Below are 24,599 nucleotides of genomic sequence, written 5' to 3'. Positions count from 1 at the left end.
CCAAATTCACCGATCTCCTTGCCGACGTCAGGTCGAGGATCGCGATCCGCCAGAAGCTGTCATTGAGATGCGGAAGAGATCTGCGACGTTATCCAATCTGAAAATGCGAGCATGGCTGCCGTTGGCGGCCTTGATTGAAGTCGAGTCAGCCAATAGCTGCCCAATGATATGGTCGTGGGAAAAGGTTGTAATATAGCCCCTGATGACAGATGCCTGGAAAACATCGACGGCGGCGCCAGAGCAATTCCCAATCCTTGCATGGCCGCCTCCATCATGGCGAGGGAAGAGTCAAAAACGATCCCTGCGTTGACCTGTGCCGCCGGCGGAACATCAGCTGCCGCGAACCAGGTACTCCACTCGTCGGCCCTATAGCTCCGCAAAAGCGTCGCTTCGGCCAGATCTGCGGGCGAGCTTAAACGGTCTGCCAGTCTGGGGGTGCACAGAGGCGAAAGCGGAGCGTCGAACAGACGCAGTGCTTCTGTGCCGTGCCAGGAGCCGCTGCCGAAGCGAATGGCAAAATGCAGCCCCTCAGCGGCCATATCGACGCGATTATTGTTTGTCGAAATGCGCACGTCGATGAATGGATGCTGCTGTTGAAAATCCGGAAGCCTTGGCAACAACCAGCCGACAGCAAAGGTTCCAACCACGCCCAAAAACAGCAATTCCCGAACTTGCCCGGCTTCAATCCTGTCCAGCGTGATTGCCATTTGATCGAAGGAATTGGTCAACGTCGGCAAAAGAGCTTCACCTTCCGCGGTGATTTTCAAACCCTTTGGGAGGCGCTGGAAAAGCGCAACGCCCAATCGCTTCTCGAGGCTTTTGACCTGCTGGCTTACGGCGGCCTGAGTAACGCAAAGTTCGATTGCGGCGCGGGTGAAGCTGAGATGTCTCGCCGAAGCTTCGAAGGCTCTCAAGCCATTCAAAGGGAGGAATTGCCGAACCATCTTAGCCCTAGATTTTCTTGTATCTCCTCCGAGATATCATCGTTTGCTGCCGCAAAACAGTGCCATTAAACGCCGTCCTCATGCGCCTTTGCGCTGATTGAACCGCGTCTGGAGGATGAAAAAATGAAGCTTGATTGGATAGGAATTCTATCAGCCGCCCTGGTCGCGACATGCATTTCCTCAAATGGCTTTGCGGCTGACGAGATGAAACTGCAAGCCATCTCGGACAACGCGATCAAACCGATCATGGATAAATACGGCATCCCGGGCATGGCCGTTGCCATTACCGTTGACGGAGAGGACCACATCTTCAACTACGGCGTCGTGTCGAAGGACACCGACAAGCCCGTCACTGCGGCCACCATGTTCGAACTCGGGTCAATCAGCAAAACGTTTACAGTGACCCTCACATCCTACGCTGAGGTGACCGGCCGACTTTCGCTGTCGGACAAGGCAAGCAAATATCTTCCATCGATGAAGGGAAGCCCCTTCGGCGATGTCGCGCTGATGAATTTGGGCACCCACACGGCTGGCGGATTTCCGCTGCAAATTCCTGATGACGTCAAAACCGAAAAACAACTGATGGACTATTTTGAAGCCTGGCATCCTTCATACGAGGCTGGAACCCATCGAACTTACGCCAATCCAAGCATCGGGATGCTTGGCTATATAACGGCGAAAAGCATGGACGATGGTTTCGTCGCCTTGATGGAAGGCAAACTGTTTCCCTCCCTTGGATTGAAAAGCACGTTTATCGATGTGCCGAAATCGCGGATGGCCGACTATGCCCAAGGTTACAAGCGAAGCGGTGAGCCGGTTCGTATGACACCTGCCATTCTTTCATCCGAGGCCTATGGAGTGAAATCCACAGCAAGCGACATGATCCGGTTCATCGACGCGAACATGGGCCTCGTCGAGCTGGACGAAAAGCTCCAGCAGGCGATCACGAATACGCATCGCGAATATTTCGATGTCGGCGCAATGACCCAAGACCTTATTTGGGAGCAGTATTCTTATCCCGCGACGCTGACGACGTTGATGGAAAACAATTCCAGCGCGATGCTGAAAACCATTCCCGTCAAGCAACTGAAGCTCGCAATGGAACCGCGCGACGATGTATGGATAAATAAGACCGGCTCAACGAATGGTTTCGGCGCCTATGTCGCGTTCATCCCGAAAGAGCGAGTTGGCATCGTCATCTTGGCCAATAAAAACTATCCCAACGAGGATCGAGTCTCTGCCGCTTACCAAATACTGACGGATATAACTTCCGCGCGCTGACCCGGTAGAGCATGATGCCGAAAAGTGTGCGCGGTTTTCGGACGACATCATGCTCTAACTATGTAATTCAGGACAGGATTGAGATTTTAGGCCGACCCGGCCTAAAATCATCCTGTTCTGGCATCAGCGGTCGAAGATGTCCCGCCACTGCTTCTCACCGATCAGGCAGTCAGTGCCCGCCTCAGCGCCAGCGATCTTCTGCACCGTCGCCGGCCGGGAAAGGTCACTGATCTCCAGCACCAGCTTGCGGCGCACGGCAACGGCGAAATCCTCGATCTTGCGGACCGGCAGCACGAAGGCGCCGGGGCCGCCGATCACGCAATCCGCATAATATTTGTCGAGCCCGTTCGGCGCATCGGAGGGCCGCAGCATGATGGCCAGGCCGTTGATGATCATGCCTGCTTCCACCGCCTTGTCGCGGGCGGGGGTGACGGGATCGCCTGAGTTGTTCGGCCCATCGCCGGAGACATCGATCACCTGCCGCCTGGACTGAAAGGGACTGGAAACGATCATGCTGGCGCCCTGGGCGATCGCGGTGGAGATCGATGTGCGCCGCTGCGTGGCAATCGGCCTGGCTTCGAGCTTGTCGGCAAACGCGATCGCATCCTCTTCCGTCTCGATCACCTGCCAGTCGATCACGGAATCCTGGACGACATAGCCTGCCCATTCGAAATAGCTGATGGCAATGCGGCCGGTCAGCCCGCCCTTCACCGCGTCGATGAATTCCTTGTGCTTGAGCGCCTCGACATAGCCCTCGCGCTGGATGCCGATCTCCTCGAAATCCATCGACCGCGAGGTGTCGACGGCGAGCACCAGCGTCACGTCGACCTCGCTTCCCCCCGCCTGCGCGGCCGGGGTAATGCCTGTCAGCCCCATAAGCACCGCAAGTGTCGTCAGCATTGGTAATCCAATCCCTGCGCCATCCAAGCCAGCAAACTCTAACACAGCTTGGCCGACGCAGGACGCTCGCCCACGCGCACGGCTTCAATTTTCGGTGATGGAGCGGAAGGCCTTCAATGCAAGGGAAGCCACAAGGGGTTCTTCCATGCCTTCAGCGCATCGAGAAAGACCTGCAATCGGGAAGGCAGGAAGCGGCGCGTGGGATAGACGGCGTGCACGAAAATTTCCTCGGACGACCAGTCCGGCAGCAGGCGGATGAGTTCGCCACTTCTGATCTGTTCGTCGCAATAGGTCGAAGGCAGCAGGCCGATGCCGTGTCCGCGATAGGTGAAGGCGCTCACCGCATCGAAATCCCGGCTCGATACCGGCCCCGACACATGCAGGCGAACCGTTTTGCGCCCGTTCACGAGATCCCATTCCGCTTCGCCGTTGCGGCCGTTCAACAGAATGCACTGATGGTCCTTCAGGTCTTCGGGCTTCAAGGGAAGCACCCTGCCCTTCAGATACTCGGGCGCAGCGACCAGATAGCGCACACTCTTCCCGAGCCGCTGCGCGACGATGGTCGAATCCTTGAGTTCGCCGAAACGGATGCCGAGGTCGATGTTCTCCGCGATCAGATCGAGGAACAGGTTGGTGACGAAGAGATCGACCTGGATCTTCGGATATGCCTTCAGGAAGGCCGAGACGAATTCGTAAAAGACCTCCTGTCCGAAGATGACAGGCACGGAGATCTTCAGCAAACCCTCCGGTTTTCTCTGTGTCTCGGTGAGTACCTGCTCGGCGTCGAGGAGATGGGCGAGCGGTTCGCTGCACCTGTTGTAATAGGCCCGGCCCTGGGCGGTCAGGCTCAGTTTGCGGGTCGTCCGCTGCAGCAGCGTCACGCCGAGCTGCTCCTCCAGCGACGTCACCTTCCGGCTGACCGTCGATACCGGCATGCCGAGGGAATGGGCAGCACGGCTGAAGCTGCCGTACTGCGCCACCTTCACGAAGACTGCGATATCGTTCAGATCAGCCATGGCGATATTTTTGCATGGATGCAAAAGAGAATCCAGATATTTCCATCTAATCGGGTAATGGAGTTTTCGCCATATTCACCTTGCGAAAACAAGACAACCCGATGGAGGCGCATTCGCAGCAGCCCCATCTCGAGCGACCCGGCCTTCGCAAATGCAAGGCCCGCGTTGCCCGAACCAGTTTATGGAGATCAGCATGACTACGAAAAAAACAGTCATCGTCACGGGCGCCTCGCAGGGCATCGGAGCCGGCCTCGTTAACGCCTTCATCGAGCGCGGCTATAATGTGGTCGCCACCTCGCGCCAGGTCAGCACTTCGAACGCCTTCCAAGCCTCCGACAAGCTGGCGCTCATCGATGGTGACATTGGCGATGCCGAAACCGCCGCGCTGGTGGCAAGGACCGCAATCGACCGGTTCGGCTCGATCGACGGCCTCGTCAACAATGCCGGCATTTTCCTGGCCAAGCCGTTCGTCGATTTCACCATGGACGACTTCAAAAAATTGTCCTCGACCAATCTCGAGGGCTTCATCCACCTGACCCAACTGGTCGTCAGGCAGATGCTCACACAGAAAACCGGCGGCAGCGTCGTCAGCATCACCACGCCATTGACCGATCATCCGATCGCCGGTTTCTCCGCTTCGGTGTCGATGATGACAAAGGGCGGTATCAACGCCATCTCCAAGAACCTGGCGATGGAATATGCGAACCAAGGAATTCGCTTCAATATTGTAGCTCCCGGTGTGGTGGACACGCCGCTGCACAAGGACAATCCGAAGGATTTCCTGAAGACGTTGTCGCCGATGGCAGGCATATCGAACGTCGAGGAGATCGCCGACGCAGTCGTCTTCCTCACCGAAGCGCCGCGCGTAACCGGGGAGGTGCTGCACGTCGACGGCGGCGCACATCTGGGCAGATGGTAGACCATGCGAAAGCGCAGGCAACCGGCGCGGAACGGCGGCTGCAGGAACTCGGCATCACGCTTCCCCCGCCGCCGACACCCTTTGGGGCCTACGTCGAAGCGATAAGGACCGGTAACCTGGTCTTCTTCAGCGGGATGCTGCCGGTCGTCGGCCATGAGCCGCGCTATATCGGCCGCGTCGGCGGTGCTCTGACGGCCGAAGACGGCAAGAAGGCGGCCGAAACGGCAACGCTGAGTGCGCTCGCCGCCGCCAGGGACTATCTCGGTTCACTGGACAGGGTCGTTAGGGTCGTCAAGCTGGGCGTCTATATCGCGACCGAAGGCGATTTCCGCGACCATCCGAAGGTTGCGGACGGAGCATCCGAAATGCTGCTTACGGTCTTCGGCGAGGAAAAACTCTCAGGCCGTGTCGTGCTCGGCGTCGCCAGCCTGCCCCTCGGCCTGCCGATCGAACTTGAACTCATCCTCGAAGTCGAGGATTGAAAGTAGCCGGGCACGTTTCTGCGTGCCCGGCGAAAGCATGCCTCGCCCTTCGAGGCCCCTCCGGGCCACCTCAGGGCCGAGGCTCTCTTGAGCCATGTTGCGCTCACACCGCCACCAACAGCAGCACGTAAGCGATCACACTCACCATCAGCCCGCGGAACGCGAAGGTAACGCAACGATATTTGCTGCGGGCGATGGCGGAGAGGATGTTGGCGTTTTCGAGATACTGGTCGAAGAGATAGCGTTCGTCGCGCCTCAGTGCCGCCTCGAAGAACAGGTCGCGGTGGTTCTGCCAGGCGCCCCAGAACAGCGAGGTCGAGCTGTCCAAACGGCGCGGCAACACGACGAGGATCGCCGAAAGGATGGAAAAGACCGAGGCTGCAGCAAGCAGGCCCGAGAACAGCATGCTCCCTGGCGCCCCGCTCGCGTAGCGTGCCGGGCTGAAGACTGCCCTCACCTCGCTCGAACTCACCAGGAAGGCTAGCATGAAAGTAAAGATATAGGCCGCCTTCTGGTCAGATATCTTGACCTGGTCGTAGAATATGTCGTTGATTTTCTTGATATGGTCGAAATACTCGGAACTGATATCACCGCTCGACGGCGCGCTCAGCATAAGATCAGTTGCATTTTCGAAATCGCTCACCTGAATACTCCACCTACAAAGTGTTTCCCTGATATTACACTGCACGGCGAATTCAAGAACACGTGTGCAATGCGCTTGACTTTTCTTTTCTACATGGACAAAGGGGATGTGGGAGTTGGGGTTGGGTCATGCTGGGTCGCTGGAAAAACATCTGTCGCGCCGGGGTGGCGCTTGCGCTCGTCTTGCCAGGCTTTTCGCCGCCGGCGGCGGCCGACCCTGTTCAGCGTGCAACACCGGTTGCCGGATCCGTCATTGCCCGCAAGACCGGCGAGGAGGTCCGCTTCATCGACGTGTCGAACTGGCGTGTCGTCGACATCAATCAGGATCTCCTGACTGGCGACGTGCTGCGCACCAATGCCAACGGCCAGCTCGCCATCGTCTTTTCCGATCACACCCAGGTCCGTCTCGGCCGCAATTCCTCGCTGCAGGTCAAGAAGATGGCCGCGAGTGGCGACACGACGCTGGAGCTGCAATCGGGAACGATCTGGGCGCGCGCCGAGCGCGGTGGCCAGGGCCTGACCGTGGAAACGCCGGCGGCAGCAGCCGCCATCCGCGGCACCGACTGGACGATGACCGTCGAGGGCGCCAAGACCTCGATGATCGTGCTCGAAGGCCGCGTCGCGCTCACCAACCCGCAGGGCAGCGTCGAGGTGAACGAGGGGGAAGGAGCGGTCGCCACGATCGGCCAGGCGCCGCGCAAGCTCGTCATCGTCACACCCGACGATCGCGAGCAGATGCTGTTCTACCTGAACCTGCGTGACGGCTTCGGGCTGATGCCGACCTCGCCGCTGCCGGCAGGCCGCATGGCCGACGAGCGCCGCCGGCTGCTGGCTTTGCCGCCGGAGCGTCGCACCACCGAGGACTGGCTGGAGCTTGCCGAAGTGCAGAGCGCCTTCGATGGCCGGCAGGTTGCAGCCGCCACGCTTCAGGAAGTTCGGGGCCGTAAGCTGACGACCGCCCAGAAGGCCCGTGTCGACCTGATCGATGCCACGATCGCCGGCTCCGAAAAACGATACGACGAAGCCGCAAGGCTATTTGCGGCAGCACTGCCGCATCTCGACGCCAACCGCCGGAACATGGCGCAATATGGCGGCTATTTCGCCCGTTCGCTTGCCGATCCCGCCCATGTCGAAAAGCCGCCGTTATCAGCTGTCGGCCCCTATGGCGCGATCATGCAGGCCTACACCGCCGGCTTTCTGCAAAACCCGCGCGCCGCTGTCGATGTGATCAGGGACGCCGAGAAGCGTTTTCCCGACGATCCCACCCTGCCCGCGATCCGCGCACAGCTGGCGCAGCTGATCGATGACCGCGCCCAGATGCAGGAGGCGGTGAACCGCGCCCTCTCGCTCGATCCGAACCATCCGATCGCCCTTGCCGCGCGTGCGTCTTACAAGGCGAGCTACGAACGCGACATCGACGGCGCCCTGGCCGATCTGAACCGCGCCATCGAGCTTGCGCCCGGTGCATCAGGATCGTTGAATTCGATGGGCCTGCTGCAGAGCGCCCGCGACGCCAATGGCGAGGCCGAGGCGGCCTTCCTGAAGGCGATCGCGCTCGATCCGCAGGACCCGGTTCCCCACGGCAATCTTGCCATTCTCTATCTCGACCAGTCCAGGATGAAGGATGCCAAGCGCGAGATCGATGCGGCGCTCGCGGTCGATCCATCCTACGACATCGCTCTCCTCGCCCGCGGCCGCTACTACCTGCAGACCGGCGAACGCGACAAGGCGCTGGCGGACCTGCTGGCAGCCAGCACCGCCAATCCGGCCCATTCGCAGTCACAGCTGATGCTCGCCGCCGCCCATTACGAAAAGGGTGACCGCATCCCCTCCGCACAGGCGGTCGACAATGCTGACAGGCTCGACAAGAACGATCCCGTCATCTCCTCCTTCCGCACCGCCGTCGACATCGACGACTACGACGCCGACGGCGCGATCCGCAACGCCCAGGAATTTCTCCGCCGCTCCAGGGCGCGCGGCGGCGACTACAGCGCGCTCGGCGCCAACCAGGATGCTGGCTCGACGCTGAACAACGCCTTCCGCCTGCAGGGCCTGGACGCGTGGGGCCGTTATTATGGCGATGCCGTCTTCAGTCCCTTCGAAGGCAGCGGCTATACCGACCAGTCGATCAAGGGCAGCATCTTCCCCTTCAATAATGCGACCGATTTCGGCGACGACAACATCAGCCAGTATCGCGTCAACACGTCGAGCTTCTCCTCCCTGTTCCAGGGACTGCTGCTCGATCCGCACATGCTGTCGGGCCGTTCGCGCTCGGCAACGCTTCTGCGCACCCCCTTCATCGAAGGTTCACTCGGCGGCGGCATCAACAGCGTCGATGGCCATACTAGGCGCATCGGTGAGGCCGAGATCCAGGGCTTCTCTAACGAGACCATCCCGCTCAGCTTCTACGGCAACCTGAACTGGGAGGAGATCGCCCGCGATGGCGACTATACGGATTTCGGCGGCTTCTCCACCGAGAACAAGATCCTGAGCGGCAACGGTTATCTCACAGCGACGATCACCCCTGATGATCGTGTCGTCGCCTATTTCAACGGCGCCAAACGCGATTTCGACCTCGATACCTTGAGCAGCAATTCCCAGCTGTCGACCATTTTGAACGACGGGCTGTTCGATCCCATCCTCGTCCCCTTTTTCGGCATCCCGCGTGTGCCCGACGAATTGCCGCTTTATCAGACCCGGCGCGACATCATTACGGCGACCAATGCCGGCATCGGTTGGAGCCACACATTTGGCTACGAAAACGTGCTGAATGCAGCGCTGCTCTATTCCGGCACGCGAACGAAGACCACCGACGAACTGGCGTTCGATTGGGAGACTGTGCCGTTCCTTGGCGGTCCCGGCACCGATATCCGCCCTTTCGCGCAGATCAGCCAGGACCAGAGCTCGAAGACCTATGTCGCAGCCCTCAATCACGACATTGGGGCGGGACCGCTGACCTTCCGCTACGGCATCGAGGGCGGCTGGATCGATGCCCACAACAGCAGCTTCCTGCACATCGAGGATATCGTTCCGGGCTTCCTCGACGGCACGACGCTTGGCCCCACGGAGGCCGACAATCGCGTCGATATCGCCCGCGCCTATGTCGACGTGCTGCACGAGATCGCGCCTGATCTGAAGGGCGAATATGCGCTGTTCGGCACGCACATGTCAGGCGACGGCGTCGATGTCAGCCGGCTGGAGCCGCGCTTCGGCCTTGCCTGGTCGCCCGTTCAGAACCACTGGCTGCGCGCCGCCTTCATGCGTCAGAGCGTCGATACCGGCGTTCCCACCCTCGCCCCGATCGGCATCCTCGGCCTGCAGTCGAACCAGTTCTCGGTCGGTATCGAAGGTTATAGCGATACGGTCGCGCTGCAATGGGATGCCGAGTGGACCGATCGTTTTTTCACCTCGGTCGAATACCAGCACCAGGAATTGCATGATTTCTCGATCGACTTCCCGCTGATCTCGCTTCCGGCGGCCGACAGCCTGCCGCTGTCGCGCGGCAGCGTCGACCGCGCCGCCGTGACTGCCAACGTCGCGCTCGGCTATGGTTTCGGCCTTTCCGCCACTTACGCCTACATGGAAGCGGAGAACAAGGACCCGCTGGAGCCGAACTACGGCGGCTCGCTGCCGTTCATTCCCCGCAACTCTGGCCAGATCGCGCTGACCTGGGTCAATGAGGCCAAGGTCAAGGCGACTGTGGCGGCCAATTATGTCGGCGAGCGCGATGGTGACGACCTCGGCACGAAACTCGACGACTATTGGAGTCTCGATGCCCACCTGATCTGGGAACCCCTGGACAAACGCATCGCGCTGGAAGCGGCCGCCTATAACCTGCTCGATGAGGATTTCGAGCTCACGCCCGGCGTGCCCGGCTGGGGCCGCGCCTTCAAGGGCACGCTCAAAGTCCGCTTCTGATGCCGGTGCGAGGCAAGCCTCGGCCGGCCGGCGGGCAAGCTGAAAGCCGTCATCTCAGGCTGCTGGTGCTGGCGCTCGCCACCCTCGTCACCATCTCGCTGCTGTCGCGCCTGCCGGCATGGTCGTTGCTGGAACTCAGAAGCTTCGACTATCTCTCGACCGTCGACGATCCACGCCCACCGCAAGGCGGGCCTGTCATCGTCGCGATCGACGAACCTTCGCTTGCCGATATCAATGCGCAATGGCCCTGGCCGCGCAGCCTGCATGCCGAACTCATCAGGCAGTTACGCGCGGCCGGCGCCCGTGTCATCGGCCTCGACATCATCATGGCCGAACCCTCGAACCCCGACAACGACGATGCGATCACCAAGGCCGTCGGCCCCGATGTCGTGCTCGCCGGCGACGAAACACTAATCGAGACGCCACAGGCTTCGCAGCTGATCCGCGCGACGCCGCTGCCGCAACTGACCGAAGCGGGTGCTGTGACTGGCATTGCCTCGATCGATCTCAGCGGCGACGGCACGTTCCGGCGTATTCCCGGCTATAAGGACGGCTTCGCCGCTATGCTGGCAAAGGCGTCCGGAGGTCCGGCCGAGGTGTTGTCGGCCGGCCGACTCATCCAATCCTTCGGCCCGGCCCGCAGCTATCCCACCGTCTCCTACTACCAGGCGCTAGACCCTGAGAACCTGCTGCCACCGGATTATTTCAAGGGCCGCGTGGTGCTGGTCGGCCTCAGCCTGCAGAATGCGCCTGCCATCGACAAGGGTGGCGTCGATGCCTTTGCCACGCCCTATACCGTTCACACCGGCAAGCTGGTCTCCGGTGTCGAGATCCAGGCGACGATCTACGACAATATCCGTCGTGGCCTGTCGATCGCGGAAGCCCGCCTGCCGCTGGTCGCCGCCTGCATCCTGATCACCGTGCTGCTTGCCGCCGCCACCGTCTGGCGCTCGACGGGATGGTTGACGATCGTCGCCAGCGCCGCGGCAGTGCTTGCCTTCGCAGCGGCGAGTTTTGCGGGTATCCGCTTTGCCCATGTCTTCGTCTCGCCACTCGGGCCAGTCGTTGCCTATGTCTCGGTCGCCTTCGGCCAGGCCGCCTTCGATTATGCCGAGGAGCGCCGCAACAAGCGGCAGATCATCCGCGCCTTCGCCCAATATATCTCGCCCGATCTGGTCCGGCGCCTGTCGAACGATCCCTCGCAGTTGAAGCTTGGCGGCGAGCGGCGCACGCTCTCCGTGCTGTTTTCGGATGTGCGTGGGTTCACAACCATCGCCGAGACGCTGAAGGACGATCCGGAGCAACTGACCGGCCTGATCAACCGGCTGCTGACGCCGCTTTCCGACGTCGTGATGGATCATGGCGGCACGATCGACAAATATATGGGCGACTGCATCATGGCCTTCTGGAACGCCCCGCTCGACGATCCCGACCATGCGCTCCACGCGGTCACCGCCTCGCTCGCCATGCAGGCGGCGATATCGAGCCTGAACCGTGAGCTGGAACGGGAGGCGGCGGCGCGCGGCGGCAAGCCGCACGTGCTGAAGATGGGCGTCGGCATCAACACCGGCGAATGCATCGTCGGCAACATGGGCTCGACCCGCCGCTTCGACTATTCCTGCCTCGGCGACAGCGTCAACCTCGCCTCCCGCCTCGAAGGCGCCTCGAAGAATTATGGCGTAGCACTGCTGCTCGGCGAGGAGACCGCAAGGCTGGTCGCCGGCACCCACACCGTCGTCGAGCTCGATCGCATCATCGTCAAAGGCCGCACTGTCCCCTCGCCCGTCTATACCGTCGTGCACAAGGCCGAGGCCGAAGCCCTTGCCGCCCATCGGGCCTTCACGCAAGCGAAATACGCCGGCACCCTTGCGCCATCCGACTCCGCCTTCGACAGGCTGGCCGCCGATATCCCCGAGCTTGCCCCCTATTACGCGATCGTCCGCGATGCGCTGGCTGAATCCGGCGAGGAATGACCGGCGGCGACGTCTCGTCACGCCTGATAATTGCGCACGGATGTTCGTTCATAAGCCGCTCGTTTTGCCAAAGGCGTACATGTTGGTTGGCGCGCCATGCAGCATCACCTCCCGCTCGAAGTTGAAGCCACACTTCTCAAGAATACGTCTTGAAGCGGCATTGGCGGTACGAACCAATCCGATCACCCGCTCCCCATGCAGATCATCAAAGGCAAACACCAGGGCTTCCCTGACCAATTCCGTGGCATACCCCTGCCCCCAGCTTTCGGGTTGCAGATGATAGGAAAGATTGAGGCCGTCGAATTCCTTGGAAAGGGTTACGCCGCCGAAACCGATCAGCGCACCGTTCGCCTCGACGGCCCAGCGCCCAAACCCGTGATCTTTCCAATGCCCGATGTCGCGCGCAAGCCGCGCTGCACTTTCCTCGCGCGAGTCCGGCCGTGGTACCGGTCGGTGCGCGACCAATTCCGGCTGCGAAAAAAGTCGGGTCAGGAAATCGATATCCCCTTCCACGGGAATTCTGAGACGCAATCTGGCGGTACGCCTTACCGCCGACGGCAAGGCACCCTTGAATTCATACTCAAGCATCTTCCATCCAATTTTCAAAACGCGGCAATGTGACCGATACCAAACTATTCCAGGCGGCGCGCTTCCAGCGGCGCGTTCTGCCTGAATCCCTCGAAATAGCGGCCACCATGCACGGCAAGCTCTCGGTCGGCCAAAGCCAGGAATCGAGCGCCGTCACCCGCTGCCGCCAGCCCGAATGCCATGTCGAATTCGGCCGCCAATTGCGCGTCGAGCTCTCTCATCAGACGCGGCGCCCACTTTCCCCGGCCAGCCCACGCGCCACGCCCGAGGAGGATCAGGTCGGCGAGCTTCTGATAGAGCAGCGCGGCGATGGCGGCGATCTCTTCGGGCGGGCGCGTTCCGCGCAGGTCGTCGGCCAGATCGGTGACCTGATAGCGCAGCAAGTCGTAATCTACCCCGGCAAGAGGTTTCGGCCCCGCCGCAAGCATCCTTGCCGCCTTTGCCTGGATGACGCGCGCGCTGTCGATATCCGATCCCATTATACAGCCCGTCGCGACCATGTTGGCCATGATCGGATAGCCGCTGTCGGCATCCTGATGGAGATAATGCGCCAGCGTCTGCGGATCATGGACGAAGGCCTCGACCGGGAAAGCGTCCTCAGTGAACGATTCCCGCCAGGCTCTTTCGAGAGACGGGAACACGACGACCAGATCGATATCCGAAAAGGCGGTCCCTTCGCCGCGCATGAGGGAGCCGGCTACATAAGTGAAAGCAGCCCCGGCAAAGCGGCTGGCGACACAGTTGCGGGCAGCGGCCAGCGCCCGCTCCGCAAGAATATGCTTCTGGATATCGTCCACGATCTCGTCCTCGAATGCGGACACGGGCGGGAACAAAAAACCCGCTCGTCTCCGGCGGGTTGGTCTTAGCAGCGATGAACGGAATTCAGTTCACGCGTCTACCACCCACCGCGGCGCGGTGGTCGTAGACGTCGTCGAAATTGCAAAAATCCTGCTCATGGCTAAGGTTAACCCGCCACCGTGAGAGCGTCAATGCACCGAAGCCGGACGCCAAGGACGGCTTTCCCGGCGCGATGTTTTCCGTCTAAGATGGCGCAAGACTCGTAAACAGGAAGAACCCGCCAATGTCCGATCCCGTCACCGTTATCCCGCTTCCGCAACCGGTGCTGCTGCCGGTCGAGGGCAGCGCCGAGCGTTTTCCGGTGCGCCGCGTCTATTGCGTTGGGCGTAACTATGCCGACCATGCGCTCGAGATGGGCCATGATCCCAGCCGCGAGCCGCCCTTCTTCTTCCAGAAGAATGCCGACAACCTGCTGCCGGCGGGCAAGGCCTTTCCCTATCCGCCGCTGTCGAACGACGTGCATTACGAGGTCGAGTGCGTGCTGGCGCTGAAATCGGGTGGCGCGAACATCGAGGCCGCCGACGCGCTCGACTGCATCTACGGCTATGCCGTCGGCATCGATTTCACCCGCCGCGACCTACAGGGCGAGGCAAAGAAGCTCGGCCGTCCCTGGGAAGTCGGCAAGGCCTTCGAACATTCCGCCCCCGTCTCGTCGATCATTCCGGCAAGCCGCCTCGGCCACCCCGCTGAAGGCAAGATCTGGCTGGAACAGAACGGCAAGCGCGTGCAGGACGGCGATCTCAACCAGATGATCTGGAAGGTGCCGGAGATCATCGCAGAACTGTCGAAGCTCTTCACCCTCGCACCAGGCGATATCATCATGACCGGCACGCCCGCCGGCGTCGGCGCGGTGGCCAGGGGCGATCGCATCAACTGCGGCATCGACGGCGTCGCCACCCTATCGGTCGAGGTCGTCTGAGGAGAAAGCGATGCCCGTCTACGCACTTGGCGGATCGACGCCGAAACTGCCCGCCGCCGGCCTCTATTGGATCGCACCGGACGCCAATATCATCGGCCAGATCGAGCTCGGCGAGAATGTCGGTATCTGGTTCGGCGCCGTGCTGCGCGGTGACAACGAGCCGATTACCGTCGGCGAAGGCACCAACATCCAGGAAGGCGTGATGGCCCATACCGACATGGGCTTCCCGTTGACGATAGGCAAAGACTGCACCATCGGCCATCACGCCATCCTCCACGGCTGCACCATCGGCGACAACACGCTGATCGGCATGGGTGCGACCATCCTGAACGGTGCGAAGATCGGCAACAACTGCCTTGTCGGCGCCAATGCGCTGGTGACCGAAGGCAAGGAATTCCCCGACAATTCCCTGATCGTCGGAACACCTGCCCGCGCGGTGCGCGTGCTCGACGAGGCGGCAATCGAAGCCATCCGCCGCTCGGCAAAAAACTACGTCGCAAACTGGCAACGCTTCGCGCGCGATCTCAGGCAGATCGGTTGATAGGATAACGCGAGGCTGGTGGTCAGGCGCCCTTTGCGCCTGCCAAGGCGTTCACCACACGCCCGGAATCCAGCGCCAACGCACACGCGCCATATAGTCCGCATAGCCTTCGAGGCCCTTGCGCAGTTCGGCTTCCTCGCCGAGCGTACGGCCGAAGAGGACGATAACGAGCAGGCCGGCGGGGATCAGCGCGTAGAGCGATCCAAGCGACAGTGCCATGCCGATGCTGAGCACGATAGCGGTTGCGTATCCGGGATGGCGGATGGCGGCGTAGGGTCCGGTGTCGATTACCTTGTGGTTGCGGTCGGTCTGGATGCGCACCGTCGGCTCGAAATGCCGGTTGACGGATTGCGCCCAGGTTAGGCCGAGATAACCTGATGTCATCAGGAGATAGCCGATGAGGACGATCCAACCGGGCTGCGGCGCCCAATGGAAACGCCCATCGTCGAACGCACCGACCGGAAGAATGGCGGCAAAGAGAATGATTGTCAGCGTCGCCACCACCGCGTCCCAGGGCCTGGTGCCTTTCTGATATCGGCTGCGCGCCGCAAACAGCTCCGGATTTGTCCGCCAGATCCAGACGATCGCGACACATGTCAGTGCAAGGAAGAGGCCCAGAAAGATCCAGCCACGCGGCCAGTCGAGCGTACCGGCCGGCCAGAATAGCGCGGCAAACATCACGGCAATGGTGATGGCGAGCGAGCCGAGCGATGGCGCCGTCGCTGCGAACGAGTGATTGGGCCGAGTGTCTTGCTCTGTCATGACCGCTCTCCGTTCAACCGGGAACGAGCTGTTTGCATCCCAACGGCTGCCGCCCGAGTCTAACACTACCGCACCGGATTGAGGAGACGGAACGCTCCCTAATGGCAGCGTAGCGACGAAAGCTGCCTTGATCGCAGCGACGCCTTTGCATCCAGGATTCGAGATGTTGGAGAAATTCTGCCGTTGCCGCAATAACGGCTCAGGGCGGATTCGGTAAAGAGCCGCCTACTCGGCAGCTTCCAGAAACTGGCTGTTTCGTGATGAAGAGGCAAGAGCCTGAACTCTGGCTTCGGCCTTGGCGATCAGCTGATAAAATTCGTCCTGCGCTTCGACATCCAGTTGAATAACGGCATTGACGTCGTCGGGCGTATCGCAAACGCAGGCGACCGCCGAAATGGGACAGATGCCGCCGGGATAACGCTTGCCGGTGCCCGTGTAGGCGCGGCGGCCCCAACGCTCGGAATAGACCGTCTCTTCCCGCTCGAGCTGCAGGATCGTTCCCTTGCAGGCGGTCACGATAGCCGCCTTGCCGTAAGCGAACCAATGATAGTTCAGCCTCCGGAGAATATATTTGCCGGTGATATCCTCGCCAGCCAGTTCGGCAGGGTTTTCAATCATTCTAATCATGACGGCTTCCTCAACGTTTAAACAATATCCGTCATGTTTTCGCGCGCAGCAAGTCAAAAAACGCTGCTTTTGGAGACACTTAGTCACAAAGTGTTTCCGATTCTTACATTAACCACGCGCCGAGCATCCCCTTGTGCACACAATTCTTCGTCGAATTTCCCGCGACCTGCTACCGATTTCGTCATTGTCCGAGGTGGCAGTCACGTCAATGTCCCCTTGTGTTTTTCGGCGCGGGCTCGATATGTCTCCCTGATTGGTCCCAAGACCGCGCCGTTTTTCATCCCACGAAACAGCCGGCTGTTTCGCCAGTTGGTCACCGCAGGAGAGTTTCATGGTCGACGCGATCAACCCCATCTCCGCCACCGCCCCGTCCGAACCCACCAAGGTCGGCACCAGCACCTCGATCGGCTCCGAACCCGACAATGCCTGGGTCGCCGCCCGCCAGTCGCAGATCACCGCCGATCAACTGGCAGCGAAGAGGGCCGTGGAGAAGGAAGCCGCAAGCGATCTCATCCCGCACGCGGATCTGATCGTCGAAAACGAGGCGCATCCGCAAAAGCGGCACGGGCATGCGGCATTGGAAGAAGGGGAAGAGGCTGGCGAACAGGCGGAAGAGCCGGTCTTGTCAGGCGAAAGCGACCGGATCGGCACTCGCAATTTCGACGACGACACGCCCTTCGGTGAACGCGTCGCCATCATCTGATCAAAACGCAGACCGGAAATCGTCCGCGCGATCAATTCGAGCCCGCGAGCTGGGACTCGATCGCCGCCTTGTCGATGACCGACCAGACCTCGACGATCTTGCCGTCACGAAATTCGTAGATGACGTTCTCGCTGAAGGCAACGCGCCTGCCGTTCACATCGAGGCCGAGGAATTTTGCCTTCGGCCTGCAATCGAAGCCGAGCCGGCAGGCTATGTATGGCGGATCGCCAAGGAGCATCAGCACCTTGAAATAAAGATCGGGAATCTCATCGAAGTCTCGCTCGAGCATAGCGACGTAACCCGACAGCCCGAGCCGCCGGCCATTATGAACCGCATCGTCGCCGACGAACTGCCCGAGATTGGTCCAGTCCTGACTGTTCAGGCAGGCGATGTAGCCGCGGTATATCTCCGCGAGTTCGGTTTTCGTCACCCGATCGTCCCTGGCTTGCGCTCTGCGGCAAAGATAGCGCCAGGATCTGCACTTGCCAGCGGCGAGCGCACCGCCTTGAGACTTTCAGTTCAAGAGAACTCACCTGCGCGGGGACCAGCAAGCGTCACGCGCCAGCCCGTTCGCGATTGGAAATCCTGAGTGGCCAGAAACGTATAGCCCGTCGTGCGCCAGAGCCTCACGGCACTGGTCAGATTGTCGAGCACATAATCGCCGCCGTCCGTCCGGGCAATCAGAACGACATGGTTTTGATCGTGCGGTCCAATCACGACGGAAAGCGCCAACCGGTTCGATGGAAAACCAGCTTCGATCAGGTCCTTCATCTTCTGGAGAGCGTAGTCCTCACAGTCGCCACGGCCGGCAACCGGCAGAGACCAAACATCCTTATTTCGGGAAGACGGGCGATCTTCCGCGGGAATGATACGTCCATTTACGGCACGATTGACCTTTTGAAGAAGCGCTGTTCCTGCCTGATCATTCAGCTGTTGCGCCGCCATCCTGCCGCACAGCCACTTGTACTTGGCGCAGGCTGCGGCGAATCCCACGGGTGCGCCGATGCTTCGCGTCACAGGAAGCGATGATCCCGCAACAGCTTGAAAATGCAGAAGAATGAATAAAAAGCCAGCGAGCGAAAAGAGGCGCCTCATAGCCGATTCCATTTATTTATTGCAAGACGATAACATAGGCGAAATAAAAATTTAGTAAAATTTTATACTTGCGAATTTAACTGTATTAGACGAATGAGACAGATTAACCACTATCTATTCTTCGGGTTAATTGATTGTTAGTATAAGAGTTCTCCCCATTAACATTCAGTTAACCTTGGGAGATGGATTGAAATGATCAGCAGAGCAGCGAAATTCAGCGTCGCCGTTGCTACCCTTCTGGCAAGCAGCAGCTTGGCAACGGCAGCCCCGGCAGTCGTCAATTGCAAGGCCGCAGTTCGCGGTACACTCGAATACAGACTGTGCATGCCGACCAGAGCAATTCAGTACGATAGCAGGTTCAGCCCGAACGATAACGATCGCGGCAGCCCAAACATTGGCGGCGGCAAGAAGACATCCAGCACCGGCTCCCTCGCCAGCAATGGGAATGATGGCGATAATGGTAATGGTAATGGCAGTGGCAGTGGCGACGGCAATGGTGACGGCGACGGCGACGGCGACAATGGCGGAAAGGACGATCACGGCGGCAAGGGCCATGATCATCACGGCGGCGGCAAGGGCGGGAAAGATCACGGGCACGGCAAGGACGGTCCGGGCCACGGCGGAAAAGACAATCACGGCGGCAAGGACCGCGATCATCACGGCCACGACAAGGGCGGAAAAGATCACGGTCACGGCAAGGGTGGCAATGACGGTCCCGGCAAGGGCGGCAACGACGGCCCAGGCAAGGGCGGCAACGACGGTCCCGGCAAGGGCGGCAACGACGGCCCAGGCAAGGGTGGCAATGACGGCCCTGGCAAGGGCGGCAACGACGGCCCAGGCAAGGGCGGCAACGACGGTCCCGGCAAGGGCGGCAACGACGGCCCGGGCAAGGGTGGCAATGACGGCCCTGGCAATGGCGGCAACGACGGCCCGAGCAAGGGCGGCAATGACGGTCCGGGCAAGGGCGGCAACGACGGTCCAGGCAAGGGTGGCAATGACGGCCCTGGCAATGGCGGCAACGACGGCCCGAGCAAGGGCGGCAATGACGGCCCAAGCAATGGCGGCAGCGACGGTCCGAGCAAGGGCGGCAATGACGGCCCTGGCAATGGCGGCAACGACGGTCCGAGCAAGGGCGGCAATGACGGCCCTGGCAATGGCGGCAACGACGGTCCGAGCAAGGGCGGCAATGACGGCCCAAGCAAGGGTGGCAATGACGGTTCGCACGAAGGCGGTTCCGGCAAAGGCGGCTCGGGATCTAAGCCGAACTAAGCCGATCAGCGAAAAAACGTGAAAGGTGAGGCCGTCTCCGGCCTCACCTTTTTGGGGATCGTCGGCTTTGTATGGCAAGCGAGATCGGGAAGGCGGCCAGACGCAGGAGCGAGCCTAGCGGGATGACCCGGCGGCTCGGCCATCACAATACCCGCCCGTCAGGCAATAGTGTCCTCGGCCATCGAGCCATCCGCGGCAGATCATGCCTATGAACGGATCGACACCCGCAAGTTCACGACACGCCTTTCGGCGAGCGCGTGGCGATCGTCTAGCGAACACGAGCCGAACTTACGCCGCGCAAGCCTCACATAGACCGCGGATCTCGATCGTCGTTTTCTCGGGCTTGAACTTCTGCCCGCGCACCCAGCTCATCAGCCTGTGGTCGATCTCATGGTCGTGGAACTCCGTCACCTGGCCGCAGCTTTCGCAGATGGCGAAGGCGACGATGCCGTGGCTGTGGCAGTCGTCGCCCGGATGGGCGCAGGCGACGAAGGAGTTGATGCTTTCGAGCCGGTGCACGACGCCGTATTCAAGCAGCTTCTCGAGCGCACGGTAGACCTGCAGGGGCGCGCGAAAACCGTGGTCGCGCAGCTTGTCGAGGATGGTGTAGGCGCTGAGCGGCCCTTCGGCCTTTTCGAGCACGTCGAAGACCAGCGACTGGTTCTTGGTCAATTGCGGTGTCGTCATGAGCCTTGTCCTTGCATGAGCGCGCGGTGGCGCCTGACGGGAAGCAGGCTGAGCATGAAGAGGATCAGCGCCGCGACCACGATCGAGGGACCCGAGGGCGTGTCGTAGGTAAGCGAGCCGAACAGCCCGCCGACGACGGCGACCGCCCCGATCAGCGAGGCGAGCACCGCCATGATCTCCGGCGTCGGCGAGAAGCGCCGGGCCGCAGCCGCCGGAATGATCAGCAGCGAGGTGATCAGCATGATGCCGACGATCTTCATGGCGATGGCGATGACGACGGCCATCAGCAGCATGAAGAACAGCCGCGCCCGCTCTGGCTTCAGCCCCTCGGCCTCGGCGAGCTCGGCATTGACGGTCGCAGCCAAGAGTGGCCGCCAGAGCCAGACCATTGCCACGAGCACGAAGAGCCCGCCTCCCCAGATCAGCGCAATGTCGGTCGTGGAAACAGCAAGGATATCGCCGAACAGGAAGGCGATGAGATCGATCCGCACCCAGCTCATGAAGGCGACCATGACGAGGCCGATCGCCAGCGTGGCATGCGAGAGGATGCCGAGCAGAGCATCGGCCGACAGCGCCTGGCGCTTCTGCAGGAAGAGCAGCAGCACCGACACGAGGGCGGCGACGGCAAAGACAGCCAGTGTCAGATTGAGTTCGAAGAGCAGCGACAGTGCGACGCCGAGCAGCGCCGAATGGGCGATCGTATCGCCGAAATAGGCCATGCGCCGCCAGATGATGAAGCAGCCGAGCGGCCCCGTCGTCAGCGCCAGGCCGACGCCGGCAAGAATGGCGCGCACGAAGAAATCATCAAGCATGGCGCTCTCCCGCTGCATGCGCGTGCGGATGGGCATGGTCGGTATGATCGTGACCATGTTCATGACCGTCATGCCCATGCCCGTGCGCGTGATGGCCATCATCGGGATGGCAATGATCGGTCACCGTGCCGTCGGCATGTTGCACGCGGCCGTCCGGCAGGTGCGTATGATCGTGGTGATGGCTATAGACGGCAAGTGTTTGCGCCGCCCGGCTGCCGAACAGCTGCACATATTCCGGGCTGCGGCTGACGGCTTCGGGCGTGCCGCGGCAGCAGACATGGCCGTTGAGGCAGATGACCGTGTCGGTCTCGGCCATGACGACGTGGAGATCGTGCGAGATCAGCAGGATGCCGCAGCCAGTCGCATTGCGGATCGATTTGATGAGGTCGTAGAGCGCGATCTCGCCGGAAAAGTCGACCCCCTGCACCGGCTCGTCGAGCACCAGCAGATCGGGCTTGCGGGCAATCGCCCGGGCCATCAGCGCCCGCTGGAACTCCCCGCCGGAGAGGTGCTGGACCTCGGCATCGAGCATATGGGCGATGCCGGCGGATTCGAGCGCAGAGAGCATGTCGCGCTCCGGCAGCGATCCTGTCAGCGTCATCAGCCGGCGCACCGAAAGCGGCAGCGTCCAGTCGATCGACAGCTTCTGCGGGACATAGCCGACCTTGAGGCCGGCCTTGCGCTCCACCCTGCCCTCATCCGCCTTCAACACGCCGATCGCCGCCTTGGCACTGGTCGACTTGCCCGAGCCGTTCGGCCCGATAAGCGTGACGATTTCGCCCCGCGAGACGGAAAAATCGACGCCGCGCACCAGCCACCGGCCATTGCGCAGGATGCCGACATTTTCAAGCGAAACCAGCGGTTCGGCCCTGATACCAGCGGCGGTCTTTGCGGGAGAGAGCATCAAATTTTCCGAAAGTGCTGTTGCGTCCTGCTATTGCACACGTTATAGCATAACGCAATTGATGTAATAACATAACAGTTGCAATTCAAGCGGAGCATGTTGATGAAACGCGCCTTGGGGCCTGCCCTTAAAATTTTGGCCTTCAGAATGCCCACCCTCGCAATCCCGGCCCTGGCGATCCCCGTCCTGCTCTTCGGCAGCACTATGCGCGCAGCCGATGCGCCTGTCGTCGTCACCTCGATCAAACCGATCCATTCGCTGGTTTCGGCGATCATGCAGGGTGTCGGCGAACCGAAGCTGATCGTCGACGGCTCCGCTTCCCCGCATACCTACAATCTCAAGCCGTCCAACGCCCGCGCCCTGCAGGATGCCAGGGTGATTTTCTGGGTCGGTCCCGGCCTCGAGGCCTTTCTCGAAAAGCCGCTGCAGGCGCTGGGTCGGGATGCCAGCATCGCCGAACTCGACAATGCCCCCGGCCTCCTCAAGCTGCCCTTCCGCGAAGGCGGCGCCTTCGAGCCGCATGATGACGCCCCGGAGCACGAAAGTGCTTCCGGTCAGCATGACAGTGCTTCCGACGCCCCGGAGCACGAACACGATCACGCCGAGGCTGACCACGACCACGACGCCTTCGACACACATCTCTGGCTCGACCCGATGAATGCAAAGGCAATGGCGGCGCTGATCACCACGACACTGGTTGCCGCCGATCCCGCCAATGCACTGACCTATCAGGGCAACGCCAAGGCGCTAAACGACAGGCTGGATGCGCTCGACGCCGAGATCAAGGGTATCGTCGCTCCCGTCAAGGGCAAGCCCTTCATCGTCTTCCATGACGCCTACCAGTATTTCGAGCACCGGTATGGCATCCGCGTCGCCGGCTCGATCACCGTCAGCCCCGAAACCATTCCCGGTGCCGAGCGTGTTTCGGAAATCCGCCACAAGGTCGGTGAACTCGGCGCCACCTGCGTCTTTGCCGAGCCGCAGTTCGAGCCGCGCCTCGTCAATGTGGTCATCGAAGGCACACGCGCCAAGTCAGGCGTGCTCGATCCCGAAGCGGCAACACTGAAGGCCGGCCCCGATCTTTACTTCACCCTCATGCGCGGCATCGCCGACAGCATGAAGGACTGCCTCTCCAGCACATGACTCTCATGCGCGCTCCGCGCGTCCTGCCGGACACGCGACGCTCAGGAGAGACCGGAAAAAGGCGGACAACCCCGTTCCGCCTTTTTTCGGCACATCAAATGTAATGATATAACATAAACTACGATCTTATGAGGTTCCCATGGACAACAGACTTCCCGTCACGGTGCTTTCAGGCTTCCTCGGCGCCGGCAAGACGACACTGCTCAACCATGTGTTGACCAATCGCGAAGGCTTACGCGTCGCCGTTATCGTCAACGACATGAGTGAGGTGAATATCGATGCCGCCCTGGTGCGCGACGGCGGCGCCAATCTCTCCCGCACCGAGGAACAGCTCGTCGAGATGACCAATGGCTGCATCTGCTGCACGCTGCGCGACGATCTGCTGAAGGAGGTGCGCCAACTCGCCGATCAGGGCCGTTTCGATTACCTCTTGATCGAATCGACCGGCATCGCCGAGCCCCTGCCCGTCGCCACCACCTTCGAGTTTCGCGACGAGAATGGCCAAAGCCTTTCCGACGTCGCAAGGCTCGACACCATGGTGACCGTCGTCGACGCCGCCAATCTGCTTGCCGATTATGCTTCGGCCGATTTCCTTGCTGACCGCGGTGAAAAGGCAGGCCATGGCGACAACAGAACCATCGTCGACCTGCTGGTCGAGCAGATCGAATTCGCCGATGTCGTGGTGTTGAACAAGATCGGCACGGCAGCCAAGGAGGAGCGCGACGCCGCGCGCAAGATCGTCACCGGTCTCAACCCGGATGCACGCCTGATCGAGGTGGATTTCGGCAAGGTCGCCTTGAAAGACGTGCTCGGCACTCGCCGCTTCGATATAGACAAGGCCGAGACCCATCCGCTCTGGTACAAGGAACTGCACGGCTTCCGCGACCACCTGCCGGAGACCGAAGAATACGGCATCCGCTCCTTCGTCTATCGCGAGAAGCGGCCCTTCCATCCGGCAAAGCTGCAGGCCTTCCTCGATAGCGTATGGCCGGGCGTCGTGCGCGCCAAGGGCTTCTTCTGGCTGGCGACGCGCCCGCACCATGTCGGCGAGATCAGCCAGGCGGGCGCGATCGTGCGCACCGGCAAGATGGGCCTCTGGTGGGCGGCAGTGCCGCGCGAACAATGGCCTGAGGAACCGGCCTTCATGCGCGCCATCGGCCCCTATCTCGACCCCGTCTGGGGCGACCGCCGCCAGGAAATCGTGTTTATCGGCGCCGATCCGATGGACGAGACCTGGATCAGGAAGGAACTCGACGCCTGTCTTATCAGGACAGATGCCTTCGCGCCCGAGCGCTGGCGCGACCTGCCCGATCCTTTCGCCAGCTGGAACCGGCAGGCGGCATGAAGGCGAAGGCAATCAAACGCTATCGCTGCGTCTGCACCGAATGCGAGCCGCTACCGCCGATCGAAGGGCTTCATCCGCTGACGCACGAGCAGGACACCGACGCTGAAGTCGGAAGACCAAGAGGTTTTCTCGGCATCATTGCTGAACGGGTCATACCTTCACGCAGGCAATCCTAAAGCAGGTCATACCTGCCGCCGGCCCTTCCTCCTCCTCCTCCTCCTTCATTCCTATGCTCGTCACAGGAATGAAGGAGGAGGAGGGTGCGAAACGG

The 24,599-nt window shown here is 61.0% G+C and carries 25 protein-coding genes; 12 read left to right on the top strand and 13 right to left on the bottom strand.

Annotated features, from left to right (window positions below):
• Window positions 1-59: 59 nt before the first annotated feature.
• On the bottom strand, window positions 60-944 hold the full coding sequence (locus AC1D2N_RS03610) for a LysR family transcriptional regulator (protein ID WP_018242721.1): 885 nt from the start codon (window positions 942-944) through the stop codon (window positions 60-62).
• A gap of 123 nt (window positions 945-1,067) precedes the next feature.
• Here AC1D2N_RS03610 and ampC point away from each other — a divergent pair, with 123 nt between their 5' ends.
• A complete protein-coding gene (ampC, locus tag AC1D2N_RS03605) occupies window positions 1,068-2,225 on the top strand; it encodes a class C beta-lactamase (protein WP_115157242.1) in 1,158 nt (385 codons plus the stop codon).
• Window positions 2,226-2,348: 123 nt separating this feature from the next.
• On the opposite strand, the gene AC1D2N_RS03600 is transcribed toward ampC, so the two are convergent.
• Both AC1D2N_RS03600 and AC1D2N_RS03595 read right to left on the bottom strand, forming a co-directional pair.
• Window positions 2,349-3,125: a DUF1194 domain-containing protein gene (locus tag AC1D2N_RS03600; RefSeq protein WP_028732776.1), complete on the bottom strand. Its 777-nt coding sequence runs from the start codon at window positions 3,123-3,125 to the stop codon at window positions 2,349-2,351.
• A gap of 113 nt (window positions 3,126-3,238) precedes the next feature.
• Complete coding sequence (locus AC1D2N_RS03595; RefSeq protein ID WP_115157652.1) at window positions 3,239-4,141, bottom strand: LysR family transcriptional regulator; 903 nt, start codon at window positions 4,139-4,141, stop codon at window positions 3,239-3,241.
• Window positions 4,142-4,334: 193 nt separating this feature from the next.
• Here AC1D2N_RS03595 and AC1D2N_RS03590 point away from each other — a divergent pair, with 193 nt between their 5' ends.
• Window positions 4,335-5,060 (top strand): SDR family NAD(P)-dependent oxidoreductase, encoded by a 726-nt coding sequence (locus tag AC1D2N_RS03590; protein WP_130729205.1) that lies wholly within the window; start codon window positions 4,335-4,337, stop codon window positions 5,058-5,060.
• Window positions 5,054-5,542, top strand: a complete 489-nt coding sequence (locus AC1D2N_RS03585; protein WP_115157240.1) for a RidA family protein — start codon at window positions 5,054-5,056, stop codon at window positions 5,540-5,542. Before AC1D2N_RS03590 ends, AC1D2N_RS03585 begins: the two co-directional genes overlap by 7 nt.
• A 103-nt stretch (window positions 5,543-5,645) precedes the next feature.
• Here AC1D2N_RS03585 and AC1D2N_RS03580 read toward each other — a convergent pair whose 3' ends face one another.
• On the bottom strand, window positions 5,646-6,185 hold the full coding sequence (locus AC1D2N_RS03580; RefSeq protein ID WP_018242727.1) for a Pycsar system effector family protein: 540 nt from the start codon (window positions 6,183-6,185) through the stop codon (window positions 5,646-5,648).
• A 128-nt stretch (window positions 6,186-6,313) separates the two neighbouring features.
• On the opposite strand from AC1D2N_RS03580, the gene AC1D2N_RS03575 reads away from it, so the two are divergent.
• Together AC1D2N_RS03575 and AC1D2N_RS03570 are read left to right on the top strand one after the other, a co-directional pair.
• Window positions 6,314-10,102, top strand: a complete 3,789-nt coding sequence (locus AC1D2N_RS03575; RefSeq protein WP_130729206.1) for a FecR domain-containing protein — start codon at window positions 6,314-6,316, stop codon at window positions 10,100-10,102.
• On the top strand, window positions 10,102-12,075 hold the full coding sequence (locus tag AC1D2N_RS03570) for a CHASE2 domain-containing protein (RefSeq protein ID WP_018242729.1): 1,974 nt from the start codon (window positions 10,102-10,104) through the stop codon (window positions 12,073-12,075). Before AC1D2N_RS03575 ends, AC1D2N_RS03570 begins: the two co-directional genes overlap by 1 nt.
• Before the next feature lie 48 nt (window positions 12,076-12,123).
• On the opposite strand, the gene AC1D2N_RS03565 is transcribed toward AC1D2N_RS03570, so the two are convergent.
• Both AC1D2N_RS03565 and AC1D2N_RS03560 read right to left on the bottom strand, forming a co-directional pair.
• Window positions 12,124-12,663 (bottom strand): GNAT family N-acetyltransferase, encoded by a 540-nt coding sequence (locus tag AC1D2N_RS03565; protein ID WP_018242730.1) that lies wholly within the window; start codon window positions 12,661-12,663, stop codon window positions 12,124-12,126.
• Between the two features lie 44 nt (window positions 12,664-12,707).
• Window positions 12,708-13,460, bottom strand: a complete 753-nt coding sequence (locus AC1D2N_RS03560) for a nucleotidyltransferase domain-containing protein (protein WP_026188457.1) — start codon at window positions 13,458-13,460, stop codon at window positions 12,708-12,710.
• A gap of 284 nt (window positions 13,461-13,744) precedes the next feature.
• Between AC1D2N_RS03560 and AC1D2N_RS03555 the strand changes: the two genes are divergently transcribed.
• Together AC1D2N_RS03555 and AC1D2N_RS03550 are read left to right on the top strand one after the other, a co-directional pair.
• Complete coding sequence (locus AC1D2N_RS03555; protein WP_018242732.1) at window positions 13,745-14,440, top strand: fumarylacetoacetate hydrolase family protein; 696 nt, start codon at window positions 13,745-13,747, stop codon at window positions 14,438-14,440.
• A gap of 10 nt (window positions 14,441-14,450) precedes the next feature.
• A complete protein-coding gene (locus AC1D2N_RS03550; RefSeq protein ID WP_018242733.1) occupies window positions 14,451-14,981 on the top strand; it encodes a gamma carbonic anhydrase family protein in 531 nt (176 codons plus the stop codon).
• Between the two features lie 51 nt (window positions 14,982-15,032).
• On the opposite strand, the gene AC1D2N_RS03545 is transcribed toward AC1D2N_RS03550, so the two are convergent.
• Together AC1D2N_RS03545 and AC1D2N_RS03540 are read right to left on the bottom strand one after the other, a co-directional pair.
• Complete coding sequence (locus tag AC1D2N_RS03545; RefSeq protein WP_026188458.1) at window positions 15,033-15,743, bottom strand: methyltransferase family protein; 711 nt, start codon at window positions 15,741-15,743, stop codon at window positions 15,033-15,035.
• Window positions 15,744-15,968: 225 nt separating this feature from the next.
• Window positions 15,969-16,370: a hypothetical protein gene (locus AC1D2N_RS03540; RefSeq protein WP_032980478.1), complete on the bottom strand. Its 402-nt coding sequence runs from the start codon at window positions 16,368-16,370 to the stop codon at window positions 15,969-15,971.
• Window positions 16,371-16,701: 331 nt separating this feature from the next.
• Between AC1D2N_RS03540 and AC1D2N_RS03535 the strand changes: the two genes are divergently transcribed.
• On the top strand, window positions 16,702-17,073 hold the full coding sequence (locus AC1D2N_RS03535) for a hypothetical protein (RefSeq protein WP_130729207.1): 372 nt from the start codon (window positions 16,702-16,704) through the stop codon (window positions 17,071-17,073).
• Between the two features lie 31 nt (window positions 17,074-17,104).
• Here the strand turns inward: AC1D2N_RS03535 and AC1D2N_RS03530 are convergent, their stop codons facing one another.
• Window positions 17,105-17,503, bottom strand: coding sequence for an ester cyclase (locus AC1D2N_RS03530; protein ID WP_018242737.1), 399 nt, complete (start codon window positions 17,501-17,503; stop codon window positions 17,105-17,107).
• An 89-nt stretch (window positions 17,504-17,592) separates the two neighbouring features.
• The gene (locus tag AC1D2N_RS03525; RefSeq protein ID WP_018446353.1) at window positions 17,593-18,168 is read right to left on the bottom strand and encodes a transglutaminase-like cysteine peptidase; all 576 of its coding nucleotides are present in this window, start codon (window positions 18,166-18,168) and stop codon (window positions 17,593-17,595) included.
• A 192-nt stretch (window positions 18,169-18,360) separates the two neighbouring features.
• Between AC1D2N_RS03525 and AC1D2N_RS03520 the strand changes: the two genes are divergently transcribed.
• On the top strand, window positions 18,361-19,437 hold the full coding sequence (locus AC1D2N_RS03520; protein ID WP_477980724.1) for a hypothetical protein: 1,077 nt from the start codon (window positions 18,361-18,363) through the stop codon (window positions 19,435-19,437).
• Window positions 19,438-19,725: 288 nt separating this feature from the next.
• Here the strand turns inward: AC1D2N_RS03520 and AC1D2N_RS03515 are convergent, their stop codons facing one another.
• The 3 genes from AC1D2N_RS03515 to AC1D2N_RS03505 are packed head-to-tail and all read right to left on the bottom strand — an operon-like array spanning window position 19,726 to window position 21,840.
• On the bottom strand, window positions 19,726-20,124 hold the full coding sequence (locus AC1D2N_RS03515; RefSeq protein ID WP_130729209.1) for a Fur family transcriptional regulator: 399 nt from the start codon (window positions 20,122-20,124) through the stop codon (window positions 19,726-19,728).
• Window positions 20,121-20,936, bottom strand: a complete 816-nt coding sequence (gene znuB / locus AC1D2N_RS03510; RefSeq protein ID WP_047623352.1) for a zinc ABC transporter permease subunit ZnuB — start codon at window positions 20,934-20,936, stop codon at window positions 20,121-20,123. The genes AC1D2N_RS03515 and znuB overlap by 4 nt, the downstream gene beginning before the upstream one ends.
• On the bottom strand, window positions 20,929-21,840 hold the full coding sequence (locus AC1D2N_RS03505; protein ID WP_130729210.1) for an ATP-binding cassette domain-containing protein: 912 nt from the start codon (window positions 21,838-21,840) through the stop codon (window positions 20,929-20,931). Before AC1D2N_RS03505 ends, znuB begins: the two co-directional genes overlap by 8 nt.
• A 102-nt stretch (window positions 21,841-21,942) precedes the next feature.
• On the opposite strand from AC1D2N_RS03505, the gene AC1D2N_RS03500 reads away from it, so the two are divergent.
• From AC1D2N_RS03500 to AC1D2N_RS03490, 3 genes are all read left to right on the top strand, one after another.
• Entirely contained in the window at window positions 21,943-22,983 is a 1,041-nt protein-coding gene (locus AC1D2N_RS03500) for a zinc ABC transporter substrate-binding protein (protein ID WP_130729211.1), read from the top strand.
• A gap of 139 nt (window positions 22,984-23,122) precedes the next feature.
• Complete coding sequence (zigA, locus tag AC1D2N_RS03495; RefSeq protein ID WP_130729212.1) at window positions 23,123-24,328, top strand: zinc metallochaperone GTPase ZigA; 1,206 nt, start codon at window positions 23,123-23,125, stop codon at window positions 24,326-24,328.
• Window positions 24,325-24,504 (top strand): hypothetical protein, encoded by a 180-nt coding sequence (locus tag AC1D2N_RS03490; protein ID WP_018446459.1) that lies wholly within the window; start codon window positions 24,325-24,327, stop codon window positions 24,502-24,504. Before zigA ends, AC1D2N_RS03490 begins: the two co-directional genes overlap by 4 nt.
• The last annotated feature ends 95 nt before the right edge of the window (window positions 24,505-24,599 follow it).

The organism is Rhizobium sp. P1_B8 (genome assembly GCF_056406515.1).
Note: the sequence above shows the minus strand (reverse complement) of the source record. Positions and strands in the feature narration are given on the sequence as shown.